Origin of the sequence: Scytonema sp. HK-05 (genome assembly GCF_963872035.1) — a bacterium.
In the GTDB taxonomy this organism is placed as follows: domain Bacteria; phylum Cyanobacteriota; class Cyanobacteriia; order Cyanobacteriales; family Nostocaceae; genus Kalymmatonema.
The window spans coordinates 1-13,930 of record NZ_CAWMYC010000124.1; the positions used below are offsets into that span (position 1 = coordinate 1).

Consider the following 13,930-nt stretch of genomic DNA (forward strand, 5'->3'; position numbering starts at 1 on the left):
TCATCCCACGCTCCCCTACGGGTGAGACGTGGGGCTTCTGCCCGAATTAGCTAAAGGAAGCTTAGTACTGCATTTCATAAATTCATATCGCAATAAGGGGTTGTAGTTGCGCTGTCTTCGCGCTTAGCGCAACTACGAACTATAACGCTACGAACTTGTGAAATCCTGTACTTAGATAGAAGTAATACCAAATCCGCTTTTCTAACCCTTTTTAGCCCAGGCGATGTTCGTAATCGCGGAGTTTACGGGCACACAAACGCTCGTTCGCAAGACAAGGACTAAATTATAAAGGGGGTATTAGATCCGGATTTGGTATAACCTAGCTTTCTTTGAGATAAAAAGTCTTGACATTTTGCCATCTATAGCAATCCTTAATCATTTGTGAACAACAAGATTCCCGACTTCTTTAAGAAGTCGGGAATCTAAGCATGGGCAATTTTCACAAATGTGCGGAGGATTGCTATAGACTTTTTCCTCTCATTTATGATTCATTTTTTTATCTAAAAAATCATACTTATCTTGTTAAGAACTGACATATCCCGAATACGCCACACACCATCTACACGAACCAATCCATACCTAACTAGCACCTTGTCCTTCGCAGGTTCTGGGTTTTTTATTTGACCATTCTCATAATACTGTGTCACTTCAGTCACCGAAGCTTCTACCGCAGCGTGATTTGGATCAGCATTATTTTTCTCCAAAGATTCTACTTTCACGCTATGCTCGTATTTCCGATAGCGGTTAGCTAATCTTTCCTGTTGTGCCCATCCCCGCCATTTTGTCAAGGATGAACCAACTAAAATATTTCCCAAACTATCAATCTCATGGTTGGGTCCGAAAGCTGCAGCTTTGGTATCTAGCCAAGCCTGAACCATTTCTGCGGCTGTGGTTTCACTCAGAGGTCCAGCTGGTAATTGTGGTTTGCTATTTTGGTCGGGAATAGGGACTAGGGGTTGATTCAACTCGACTGATAACTGTTCGCCTTGCAACGAGGGTCCAGGGTAAAACAGATGTTTGAACAATCCCAGAGTTGCTGCCATCAACAACCACAACACCAACAGGCTCCCCAAACAAGCAAACATTATGCCCAAAAACCGCATTTGCGCTGGAGAAATACGGGCAAAAAGTTGCCGACGATGAGTAGACCGATGACGGTTATCTGAACCACCTCCTGAAGTGGCACGACTGCGTTTGCGCCTCCTTTGGGTTTGCCCTTGACTCTGCGCTGTCTCCAGTTTGGACCGACCATTCAAATTGTGGTAAGTTGCTCGAGATGTCGGGTTTGTGTTGGGAATTGGTGCTACTGGTGTTTCTGCATTTGCACTCCACCAAGTACCCGAAGCAGAAGGTGATGTCGTATCACTGGCTGAGGAAAAGTTTGAAGAGTCAGGGTTTTTCGGGGTTAATGTGGGTGGTATTTCTGAGTTGGGAATTTTTTGAGTTGGGAGTTGTCCCTCAACCACTTGAAAATTGTTGCGCCGACTCCGACGAGTGGTTTGCGTTTGGGAAGACTGGCGGTTCATGACCGTCGCTTCATTTGTGGTTTGTGTTTGTGTGGGAAGAGCTTCTAAATAAGCTTGCACCTGTTGGTCGGCAAAATAATCTTTCAGGGAAGCTGGCTGTTCCACTAAATCTCGAAAGTTGGGAAATACTTCGTTTTGCAACCACCGTTCCCCGTATAAACACAGTCCTGGTAACAGGTCGGGAGAGTCTTGAGAATTTTCCCGAATAAAAGCCAGAGCCTCGTACTCTTGCGAAAGTTCTAAAGCACGGCTTGCTTCTTCTGTTTGCCCGAGCAAAAGCGCACACAGCGACTGTTCCAGATGGACATCTTGACGTCTCCCCAGACGGAGCAGCATTTGCTTTGCCTGACGAATTAATGCGGGTTGGCGTTGAGTGAACCCCCGTGCTATTGAAGCATAAACGGCTAAATAAGTAGCGACTGCTGAGGGACGTCTGCTTTCACCTTCAAATAGTTTGTGCTGCTCTGCGACTGTTAGGTAGTTACGCAGTTGCTGAATAAATCGCAGAAAATCATCTATACTCAGACCAGATTTGTCGTTTCCAGTCCCATCAATCCCACCGCGCTCATCTAAAATATCATGCAATAATTGCAACCCTTGTTTTCGTTCACTCGTCTGTTCTTCAGGGAGTGCGAGTAATTCCAAAATTCGATATGGTCGCAATCTATACAAGTCAGACTGAATTTCTGCCCGAACGCTTGGGAATAACCCTTCGCGTGCGAGAAGTTCCTCTCCCGTTTCCAAGGAAATCGCAGCATTTTCGTAGTGACTTTGCTGCCATTGCTCGCGCCCCAGTTCCAAACAAGCAAGGGAAACCGTAAGCACAACATCTGGACGTTCAGCAGCAGGAGAAGGAATTTCCGAAATCTCCTGTGTATCTCCTTGAAAACTCCCTGTTGTAAGGTTTCTATTAACCAGGTATGGACGACCCAGTTGTAGGACAAGCTCATATTCCCCAAGTTCTTGCAAAATCAACAAAGCACCAACTAATTCATCTTGGGAAATTTCGATACTTAGAGATTGAGAATCAATACGACCAAGCTTGCCTTGTTCGCGGCTTTCAACAGCGACAGCGCCACCTTGAGTGCTGTCAGAACCATACGCATGAGCAAGATAAAGCTGATCGTACCTTTTGCGTTCTTTTGGGTCACAAAGAACAAGATAAGCTTCTTCTATAAGGTTTCTTCGAGATGTAATTGCTGCTTGGGAATACTCACGGCGCGGCAATTGTACGATGCGATCGCCATATGCCTGCCGCAACTGTTCCTCACTTGCCGCCATCGGTATCCCTAAAATTCTGTAGTAATCTAGCGGAATGCGCACGGCTCACGTCCCCTGCAGCGCGATCAACATAATTCTCCTAGAGTATTCCAGCCCTGTAAAAAAGTGCCATAATAACATGTTGACCCCACACCACAAGTGTGTTTTGCAACAACTTTACTCGTATTTTTCCAAAAATCTAATCTTGCTATGGTACTAGTCTTTTCCCTTAGCTGAGAAGTCTCTAAACTTTTTAATAATCTTTTTATTATTTCTGGTACAATACTGCAACTTGCTTGATACACCAGAAACTCAGCATAGGATTTTAAATAGCAACATAAATAATAATACTGTGCTTGCAAGAATATATTTTTACTTTCTGTCCTAAATGTTTGGCTTGACCATTCCTGGAGGTGGTTCAGAACCACTTTCTTCGGCATACGGTCAGAGAAGCACCGTTTTAGTTTTATAGGTTTGCTACTAGAGAGCGAACCAAAGTATATCATAAGTTATTCTTTCATTACAAGAATCTACAGAGAAATACTTACTTTCGCGACCATTTTTCTAAATTGTTAATAAATATGCAGAAAACTTGCTATTTTGGTTGGTAATCTAGAAATCAAGGTTGCCATACTACCCATTGCTGTAGAACGAGATGAACCACAGCAGTGAATCAAGTTTGATTATTGACTCCTTTAAACGCTATCTTTTTAAAAGCTTACGCTGAGCAAGCGCTACTTATCTCAAATCATAACTTTAAGTTTTACGACAGGAACACTCACAAAATAATGGTTCAAGAACGCACATTACCCAAATTTGATGCGGCTACCGTACAGATAACTAAAGAAGAAGGGTTGCTGTTGTACGAGGACATGGTACTAGGGCGCACCTTTGAAGATAAGTGTGCCGAAATGTACTACAGAGGCAAAATGTTTGGTTTTGTCCACCTGTATAATGGTCAGGAAGCCGTTTCCAGCGGTATCATCAAAGGCGCGATGCGACCGGGTGAAGATTTTGTGTGCAGCACTTACCGTGACCACGTTCATGCTCTAAGTGCAGGAGTCCCGGCAAAAGAAGTCGTGGCAGAGTTATTTGGCAAAGCCACAGGGTGCAGCAAAGGACGTGGTGGTTCGATGCATATGTTCTCTAAGGAACATCGGCTACTAGGTGGTTATGCTTTTGTGGCTGAGGGAATTCCTGTAGCTGCTGGGGCGGCTTTTCAGACGAAGTACCGCCGGGAAGTGTTAGGTGATCCAAACGCCGACCAAGTCAGCGCTTGCTTTTTTGGCGATGGAGCTGCTAATAACGGTCAGTTTTTCGAGACGCTCAATATGGCTGCGCTGTGGAAACTACCGATACTATTTGTAGTGGAAAATAATAAGTGGGCGATCGGCATGGCTCACGAACGCGCGACTTCCCAACCAGAGATTTACAAGAAAGCTAATGCATTTAACATGGTGGGTGTGGAAGTCGATGGTATGGATATCCTGGCGGTGCGAGCAGTAGCGCAGGAAGCCGTAGCCCGCGCCCGCGCAGGAGAAGGTCCCACCTTAATTGAAGCCCTGACTTACCGCTTTCGGGGTCACTCTCTAGCTGATCCAGACGAGTTGCGAAGCAAGGCTGAAAAAGAGTTTTGGTTTGCTCGTGATCCAATTAAGAAATTGGCTGCTTATATGGTCGAGCAAAACTTGGCTTCCCATGAAGAACTTAAAGCAGTTGACCGTAAGATACAGCAAGTTATCGACGAAGCCGTGAAATTCGCTGAAAGTAGCCCCGAACCAGATCCCAGCGAGTTGTATCGCTTTGTGTTTGCGGAAGACGAATAATTCTAGAGGCTCGTGATGGCGCGTCTTTTAACTGGCGCGTCTCCTAACTAATCTACAGAAGCGCTATAGCGCGTCGATCAACAGCAGTGTTTGCGATATCTAACGAACAGACTCCGTTCCACGTCTACGCACTCCAATAGCAATAACAATGAATAAACAGTATATCCAAACAAATCAGTCCCGGCTGGAGGTCGTGCCAGAAAGAGGTGGTATCATCACCAGCTGGCAAGTACAAAATCAAGAAATTCTTTACCTGGACGAAGAACGCTTTGCTAATCCTCAATTAAGTGTCAGGGGTGGAATTCCAATATTGTTTCCCATCTGCGGGAACTTACCTGATAACACTTACACCCTCAACGACAAGCAATACACTCTCAAACAACATGGCTTTGCCCGTGACTTGCCTTGGAAATCTACACAAGACCAAGTGACTCCAGAAAAAGCGAGCCTCACTTTAGTCTTGAGCAGCAACGAGCAAACACGCGCAGTTTATCCTTTTGACTTTAAACTCGCTTTTACTTATCAAATAGAGGGCAATACATTAGAAATCAAGCAGCAGTATACCAATCTTTCCACTGAACCAATGCCTTTTTCTACAGGATTTCATCCTTACTTTCTCACAGTGGATAAAACTCAACTCAAGTTTGAAATTCCCGGACAGGAGTACCAAGACCAAATAACCAAGGAAATTCACTCATTTAACGGGGATTTTGATTTTAACCGTGATGAAATTGATGTAGCCTTTAAGCAGCTCAGCGCTAAATCAGCTACAGTCACAGATCATGCTCGCAAACTGAAATTGACGCTGGAATATGACGATACATATTCCACTCTGGTCTTTTGGACTGTTAAAGGCAAAAACTATTACTGCCTGGAACCCTGGAGCGCTCCTCGCAACGCTATAAACACAGGTGAACATTTGACTGTGTTAAAGCCGCAAGCCAGTCATACGGCAACTGTACGCCTGACAGCAAATTTTTTCTAAACCCCCTTTACAAATCTCGGTCAGGTTATGCTATGATAGCTTAGTCATTGCCAATGACGGAACGGGTCGCTAACTCAACGGTAGAGTACTCGGCTTTTAACCGATTAGTTCCGGGTTCGAATCCCGGGCGACCCATAAAAAAAATAATCAGTGGTTCATAAAGACTCCAAGTTGTGAGTTGGACAACCAGTTTATTTGTCCCTTGTAACTCAAGGTACAAAAGTAAGTCATCGAAATGGTAGAGTGATGTGGGCAATGTGCACCCTACTTTGGTTAAAGTTTTTCAACATAAGGTACCCATCACTAGTTATAATTTCCTATAAGCTTAAAATACTATTAAGAATAGCGTATACATTACGTACGCTTGTCTCACCCACTAGCTGACAACCCTATTAGGAGGACTATCTATGGCGCTCGTACCTTTGCGGCTGCTGTTGGATCATGCAGCAGAGAACGGTTACGGCATACCAGCTTTCAACGTTAACAACTTGGAGCAGATTCAAGCAATTGTGCAAGCTGCCCAAGAGACAGATAGCCCCGTGATTTTGCAAGCTTCTCGTGGTGCTCGTAAGTATGCTGGTGAAAACTTCCTCCGCCACCTGATTTTGGCAGCGGTAGAAACCTACCCTCATATTCCCATTACCATGCACCAAGATCATGGCAATGAACCTGCTACCTGCTACTCAGCGATTAAAAACGGCTTTACCAGCGTGATGATGGATGGTTCCCTGGAAGCCGATGCCAAGACCCCCGCTAGCTACGAGTACAACGTTAACACTACCCGCGAAGTGGTGAAAGTGGCTCACTCGTTGGGCGTCAGCGTTGAAGGCGAACTCGGTTGCTTGGGTTCTTTGGAAACTGGTACGGGTGAAGCTGAAGATGGTCACGGTGCGGAAGGCGTTCTTTCCCACGACCAACTTTTGACTGACCCAGATCAAGCAGTTGACTTTGTGGAGCAAACTCAGGTAGATGCTTTGGCGGTAGCTATTGGTACCAGCCACGGTGCTTATAAATTCACCCGCAAGCCTACTGGGGAAATTTTGGCAATCAGCCGCATTGAAGAAATTCACCGCCGTTTGCCCAACACCCACTTGGTAATGCACGGTTCTTCCTCTGTACCCGAAGATTTGCTTGCACTGATCAACCAGTATGGTGGTGCAATTCCCGAAACCTATGGCGTACCCGTAGAAGAAATCCAAAAAGGTATCAAGAGCGGTGTGCGTAAGGTGAATATTGACACGGACAACCGTCTGGCGATTACCGCTGCTGTGCGTGAAGCTTTGGCAGCAAATCCCAAGGAATTTGACCCCCGTCACTTCCTCAAGCCTTCTATCAAGTATATGCAGAAGGTTTGTGTTGAGCGCTATCAGCAGTTTGGCACCGCTGGCAATGCTAGCAAGATTAAGCAGATTTCACTCGAAGACTTTGCTGCTAAGTATGCCAAGGGCGAACTTAACGCAGTGACCAAGAAAGCTGCAACCGTTTAGTTTACAGAATAAGTAAATAGGGACACTACATAATTAGCTGTGTCCCTAAATTACTGAGGATTCTCTTTGCGTAGACAGAGCCGGGTGGTACTTAAGTTCCCCGGTTTTTTGTTTTATCTTGCACTAAAACGCAGGACGGGGTGTTACTCATTGCCCCACCAGGTGCTAAAAGTGCAACGGCATGCGGGACAGGGCGAGGTTCGTAACGTACGAGAGATTCCCCTTGGTAAACCAAGGAAGTACTTTGACCCGAATCAACCATAACGACATCCTGTAACCCAGCCTTAACTAGTGCTGCTCCCAAAGATATGGAGTCAACAGATTCCAGAGAAACACCGATAGTGGCTTGTTTATTTTGGTTAATACCCCAAAAAGCCCGATAACGCGCAGCATCAAAGTCAAACAGCTTGTTAAAGGTGCTTGCTTCCTGGGGTTGACCATCTTTAACCAGCCAGGCTGCTGCAACAAAAGCATCAGTGACTTCAGGCATTTCAGCTTGTATTCCTTCTAAGGTATTGTGCTTTGTTGGATCGAAGGGAATGAAGCGCACTTGGTGAGGGCTAATCAGTACCAATGGACGTGTAGCAATTTTCTGGATGTCCCAATTGTTGCCAGGAATGAATTGTTTTGTCACCTGGCTGTATACTGGTCCAATCATCACATTGGAATTTAAAAATTTCATGGAGAAGAATCCCCCGTCTACAGCCGCTACAGCATTGGTGTTACTTTTAGCTAAAATCTCCTTAACTGTATAACGGCTATCTGCGTGGATGGTTATCGGTTTGCCACCTGAAACTAGGATGAGGGGAATTTTGTCAATCGTGATGTCAGTTCTTTGAACTGGACTTGCAAAGTTAAAGCCTATTTTCCAGCTTGGTAATTGCGGTCCTCCCCAAGCTTGGGCGATCGCATCTTTTAATTTCGATTGACCAAACCGGGAAACTGCCAATAAACTTTCTGATGCACCTGCAAATCGTTCATCCACATCATTCATGGTTAATGCTAACTCATACCCTGCTGTTTGCACCATATTTGCAACTTGTGCATCATATTTTCCAGCAGGATAGGTGAAGTACCGAATGGGAATGCCTAACTTTGCCTCCAAAGTTGCCTTAGACTCAACAACTTCTTTTTGAATTTGTTCTGGTGGCAAAACTGTTAAATCTGGTGGGTGACTGACACTATGGGATGCAATTGTTACCAAGGGGTCAGCTGCCATTTCCTTGAGTTGTTCCCAACTCACGTGAGTTCGACCAGCGTTGTTGCCGACACCACTGGTGTAAATAGAAAATACAGCAGGGTAACCGTATTTTTTCATCAAAGGGTAAACATACTGGTAATGTCCCCCGTAACCGTCATCGAATGTCAACAGAACTGGTTTTTCTGGCAGTGGCATTCCAGTTTGTAAATGAGTCGTGAGCTGGTCAAGACTGATGGGAGTCATGCCATTCTCTTTAAGAGTCTGGAAATGCTCTTCTAATTCTTCTGGGGTGACATCAAAAAAGACTTCTTTTTTTGGTAAGATGTCGTGATACATGAGAATCGGTACTCTTGCCTGCTTCGCCCGTTCATTAATGTTGGGCCAAGCACTACGATTCAAGAAGGCATAGACGTACGGACCGACGGCTTCGACAATGTTTTCTAGTCCCCAGTTAGGCTTACTGATCCAAGTGGATGCCAAAACAAAATTGCTAGCCAACTGGGAAACTTGGTTATTTACCCCTACATCATTGCTGCAAGCTTCATTGGTCGTTGTGGGAGTGCTTTTAGGCTCACTATATTTAGGCTCAGTATGTCTTGGATGTGAACGACGAGCAACAGCCAGTTGCGGTAACAATCCTGAGACAGTAAACAATCCACAAATGAGGGCATGAAATATGCTTCGGGTAGGGAAATTAAAAAATATGTAATTCAGGATACGATTATTAAGGATTAGCTTCATACTTAAGTTCCAGAACGCTTCCGCTCTGTGACGCTGCATTGATTCCACTTAAAGTGACGCTTACACTTTATTCCCTATTCGTTATAAGGAGAAGAGGCAAAAGTATAAATAAAAGTTAATAAAACTATAAGGACGGCTAAGCATTACATCGGGAATTTTATACAAAGTTGATATTTGTTACATACTCAAGCTCGGCAAATTTAGGCGTTTCTGTTGGTTAGACTGAGCTTGATACTAGTTAAGTTCCTTTGTTTTTTTGTTTAAGTCCCGTTAGGTGGACGCAAAAACCCCACCCCTAGCCCCTCCCCGCAAGCAGGGAGGGGAAGTAGGAAACGCAAAAACCCCACCTCTAACCCCTCCCCGCAAGCAGGGAGGGGAAGTAGGAAACGAAAAAACCCCACCCCTAACCCCTCCTCCGCAGTCGCCTCAACCGGGGGAACCCCCGCACGATCAGACAGCGCTCTTTGGAGGGTCTCCCGAGCTAGGCGACTGCGTTCGTCGTTCGCGTTCGCGTTCGCGTTCGCCTGTTCCGACAGGGACTCAGCCTGTCCCGACAGGGACTCAGCCTGTCCGAAGGACTCAGACGTGCCGAAGGCATACCCGAAGGGCGCTGCTCTCCGCAAGCAGGGAGGGGAAGTAGGAAACGAAAGAACCCCACCCCTAACCCCTCCCCGCAAGCAGGGAGGGGAAGTAGGAAACGAAAAAAAATTGGGCAAAATCACACAAAGACACGGTGTTGTAGGCTAGGCATTTGACGGCGGACTTGTTCTAGCCTTGAAGGGTTAATTTCGGCGATCGCCACTCCCGGCTCCTCACCAGCATCGGCTAAAATCGCTCCCCAAGGGTCTATAATCATGGCGTGTCCGTGAGTTTGGCGGCGAGCGTAGTTGATTCCAGTTTGTGCTGGAGCAATAATATAGCAGGTATTTTCAATGGCACGGGCTTGCAGTAAGACTTGCCAATGGTCTTTGCCTGTGAAGGCAGTAAAGGCAGCCGGTACAAATATGACATCCCCGTTTTTGTAAGCTATGTGTCGGTAGAGTTCAGGAAAGCGAACATCATAGCAAACTGATAGCCCTATATTACCCAGTTCTTGCGAGAAGTAGACAGGGGGCAATTGCGTGCCAGCCATGACTGTAGTAGATTCTCGATAGGTGTTGCCGTCTGGGACGTTAACATCAAACAGGTGTACCTTTTGGTAACGCGCGAGTTCTTGCCCACTAGGGTCGATAAGTAAGGCAGTGTTGTAGACTCTATTGCTGGTATGGTCTACAGGAACTGGAAAGCCACCACCTAAGATGGTGATTTGAAAACGCTGCGCCATCGTTTTGAGAAATGTTTCTGTTTCGGTGGCGATCGCCGAAGCTTGAGCGAGTTTTTCATTTTCTTCTCCCATGAAAGAGAAGTTTTCTGGCAAACCAATTAATTCAGCACCCTGACGCACGGCTAAATCGATGAATTCCTCTGCTTGTGCCAAGTTTTTTTGTAAATTGGACACACTGGTCATTTGAATAGCGGCGGCTAGATAAGACTTCATAAATTCAACAATGAATAATGTTGTGTGAGGTTGAAAACAGTTAAGCTACCACACTAAGAAAAGTTAACTTGTCCTCAACAAGTCTTGTGTGATGGAATGTTAACAATGGACAAAGCAACCGAGTTGGTTAAATCATTTAGTCCAACTGTACATTTGAGAGGATATATGCTACACCGTGAAATTCCAGATTTTTCTGGTCTAAGCAACGCTAGACTTATACCCTGGTTTACGAGAGATTACCAAAATATCTCTCTGTTGAGAAGCTGGTAGCCTTCAATTTAAGAAGAAATTGCGAATTTAGAAGAATTTTAAGACTAAAAGTCCTAAAAAAACTCATTGCCCCACATAATCTGCTAATATTCCTATATTTTCAATTGCATCATCTTGTGGTCGGCTGATTCCTCAGTGTGAGTTACGAATCATCCAGCAAACGATTCGGCAAGGAACAGCTTTTTTGGAGCGATAGCGCAGAGCGCCCGCCGAAGGCGATCGCACTTTAGAATGGCTGTTATAAAAATTGTCTTGCTTGTCGGTGGAGCTTCCCCAGAAGGCGATCGCACTCTAAAATGGTTGTCATAATAGGTAAAAGCAACGCGATTAGAGATATCTGCTGCGCGGAAGGGTGGGTGTTTTCTTAAACGGAAGTCAAAAAATCGCTGAACAACCCATGATACAAGGCTTTGAAGAGTTCATAACCAATTTACCATCCGCGCAATCTCTCAAAAGCTTGCCAAATAAAGGTTTTCGCTTGTATGATGAAACAGAAGATTTTGGAATCGCGTCTGAAAACGGTATGCTTTTACCGATTCGCGCAACTGAACCTAGAAAACTGAATATAGTAAGCCTTTCATATGCCAGCGGTTACAATTTCTACGAATCCCTATTAGGGATTGAAACTTATTTTCCCAAGCTGTACTATTAGTAGCTCCATTGTTACAATTTCTACGAATCCCTATTAGGGATTGAAACCGATGGTTTTAGCCAAAATAATAAAGCACAAACATAGTTACAATTTCTACGAATCCCTATTAGGGATTGAAACAAGATGAAATCATCCTAAGTAAAAATATGCCTGTTGGTTACAATTTCTACGAATCCCTATTAGGGATTGAAACGTAATATTCGTCTCTATACAAACCTACGACAAGTGGTTACAATTTCTACGAATCCCTATTAGGGATTGAAACTGTACTCAATAACATGAACCCAGGAAACCCCGACGTTACAATTTCTACGAATCCCTATTAGGGATTGAAACATCCCGTTATCACTTTGTTTTGCAGAGTCTCCAGGTTGGTTACAATTTCTACGAATCCCTATTAGGGATTGAAACTTGTCATGTTAATCTATGCAATTACAAGAACGAGGTTACAATTTCTACGAATCCCTATTAGGGATTGAAACAGCAGTGAGGGTAATAGTATCTGTTAGTACATTTAGTTACAATTTCTACGAATCCCTATTAGGGATTGAAACAGTTTTGTGTTTTTTCGCCTTACAACTGTGATTGAGTTACAATTTCTACGAATCCCTATTAGGGATTGAAACACTATAAAAAAGTCAAAGGCTAGAGGTTCAAAAAAGGTTACAATTTCTACGAATCCCTATTAGGGATTGAAACGAATATTTAATTATTAACAAAACCAACAATCCTGCGTTACAATTTCTACGAATCCCTATTAGGGATTGAAACACACTACCCAACCCGCCTTGCTGCCCCTCCTGGGCGACGCTGGTTACAATTTCTACGAATCCCTATTAGGGATTGAAACAGCTTCCTTCGAGCAAATCCCACCGCGTCTCGAACCGTTACAATTTCTACGAATCCCTATTAGGGATTGAAACTATTAACCTATCTTGAACACTAGTAGAGAATCCTGTTACAATTTCTACGAATCCCTATTAGGGATTGAAACAGGCGCGATTACCCTTGTGGTTGAAGGAGACAACGCGCGAAGTTACAATTTCTACGAATCCCTATTAGGGATTGAAACCTACTAGCCTTTTTTCACCTGTTCTGATTTTCCTTGTTACAATTTCTACGAATCCCTATTAGGGATTGAAACTGTGTAATACCTGCTAAAGAGCGTTTCCGGCTTATGTTACAATTTCTACGAATCCCTATTAGGGATTGAAACCTGCAATTCACAAAACGAAAGGCGGCACCAAGGAGTTACAATTTCTACGAATCCCTATTAGGGATTGAAACCCGTTGGCGCTTAATCCAACACTTGAAGCAACTGGTTACAATTTCTACGAATCCCTATTAGGGATTGAAACAATTTGAATGGAATTTCAAGTCTTCGAGTAAGAGGTTACAATTTCTACGAATCCCTATTAGGGATTGAAACCCTTGGTGAAGTACAAGTAGATATTACCTTTAAGTTACAATTTCTACGAATCCCTATTAGGGATTGAAACTCGAAGCTGCCAATAGACAATTGACTAAAGAAACGTTACAATTTCTACGAATCCCTATTAGGGATTGAAACCTAATAAAATGGTATACATTCCAAAGAGATTTCAGGTTACAATTTCTACGAATCCCTATTAGGGATTGAAACGCATAATCTCAACAAGGGGAACAAAGCCAAGCTTAAGGGTGTTACAATTTCTACGAATCCCTATTAGGGATTGAAACCTGTACAGAGTGTGGCTTTGAATTCAAGGCAGAAAAGTTACAATTTCTACGAATCCCTATTAGGGATTGAAACTTTAGGTGAAGTACAAGTAGATATTACTTTTAATGTTACAATTTCTACGAATCCCTATTAGGGATTGAAACTTATCGGATGCTTTAAGCGCTTCTAGTTTCAAGGTGTTACAATTTCTACGAATCCCTATTAGGGATTGAAACCTAATTTTCTCAACATTGACCAGGTGCGTAGCTTGTTACAATTTCTACGAATTCCTATTAGGGATTGAAACATCGTTGCCTACATTTCGTAAGTACCTTTTTTAGTGTTACTCTTTGCGTCTTTGCGCCTTTGCGCGAGACAAAATAAGATTTATGCAAGAGATCTAATTGTGTCTGTGGTTTGAAGTTACAGCTTCTACGAATCGTTCTTAGTACAGAATTTCACAAGTTCGTAACGAATTAATTTCAGAAAGGCTCTGCGTTACTCTGCGCTGACTCCCTTCGGGTTCACCAGTCGCCTGCGGAGGGAAACCCTCCTGCAGCGCTGGTTCACCGCGTCCCTCTGCGTTTTAAAACGCTACGAATTAATGCAAAGCTGTACTTAGGAATTCAAACCTAAGTAAGTCGGCGCAAATAATCATCACTGGTTTGTAGTAGCGCTTTAGCGCTGTTCGCGCAGCGTGGCGTCAGCCATAGCGCTACTACGAGCCAAATACAGAAATTTTACTT

Annotated in this window: 6 protein-coding genes, 1 tRNA gene and 1 CRISPR repeat array; of the genes, 4 read left to right on the forward strand and 3 right to left on the reverse strand. The window is 44.0% G+C overall.

Annotated elements, in window-relative coordinates:
- Positions 1–500: 500 nt before the first annotated feature.
- On the reverse strand, positions 501–2,849 hold the full coding sequence (locus tag AACT52_RS26415) for an IMS domain-containing protein (RefSeq protein ID WP_073634001.1): 2,349 nt from the start codon (positions 2,847–2,849) through the stop codon (positions 501–503).
- A gap of 725 nt (positions 2,850–3,574) precedes the next feature.
- On the opposite strand from AACT52_RS26415, the gene pdhA reads away from it, so the two are divergent.
- From pdhA to fba, 4 genes are all read left to right on the forward strand, one after another.
- Positions 3,575–4,612, forward strand: a complete 1,038-nt coding sequence (gene pdhA / locus AACT52_RS26420) for a pyruvate dehydrogenase (acetyl-transferring) E1 component subunit alpha (protein WP_073634002.1) — start codon at positions 3,575–3,577, stop codon at positions 4,610–4,612.
- A gap of 148 nt (positions 4,613–4,760) precedes the next feature.
- Positions 4,761–5,597: an aldose epimerase family protein gene (locus tag AACT52_RS26425; protein ID WP_073634003.1), complete on the forward strand. Its 837-nt coding sequence runs from the start codon at positions 4,761–4,763 to the stop codon at positions 5,595–5,597.
- 63 nt (positions 5,598–5,660) lie between these two features.
- Positions 5,661–5,732: transfer RNA gene (locus tag AACT52_RS26430), tRNA-Lys, on the forward strand.
- Between the two features lie 272 nt (positions 5,733–6,004).
- On the forward strand, positions 6,005–7,084 hold the full coding sequence (gene fba / locus AACT52_RS26435; RefSeq protein ID WP_041035195.1) for a class II fructose-bisphosphate aldolase: 1,080 nt from the start codon (positions 6,005–6,007) through the stop codon (positions 7,082–7,084).
- A 91-nt stretch (positions 7,085–7,175) separates the two neighbouring features.
- On the opposite strand, the gene AACT52_RS26440 is transcribed toward fba, so the two are convergent.
- Together AACT52_RS26440 and AACT52_RS26445 are read right to left on the reverse strand one after the other, a co-directional pair.
- Positions 7,176–9,026, reverse strand: a complete 1,851-nt coding sequence (locus AACT52_RS26440; RefSeq protein ID WP_073634004.1) for a polysaccharide deacetylase family protein — start codon at positions 9,024–9,026, stop codon at positions 7,176–7,178.
- Positions 9,027–9,744: 718 nt separating this feature from the next.
- Positions 9,745–10,563 carry a carbon-nitrogen hydrolase family protein gene (locus tag AACT52_RS26445; protein WP_073634006.1) on the reverse strand — a complete coding sequence of 273 codons (819 nt, stop codon included), beginning with the start codon at positions 10,561–10,563 and terminating at the stop codon, positions 9,745–9,747.
- An 860-nt stretch (positions 10,564–11,423) separates the two neighbouring features.
- Positions 11,424–13,491: a CRISPR direct-repeat array (repeat unit 37 nt; unit sequence GTTACAATTTCTACGAATCCCTATTAGGGATTGAAAC).
- Positions 13,492–13,930: the final 439 nt, after the last annotated feature.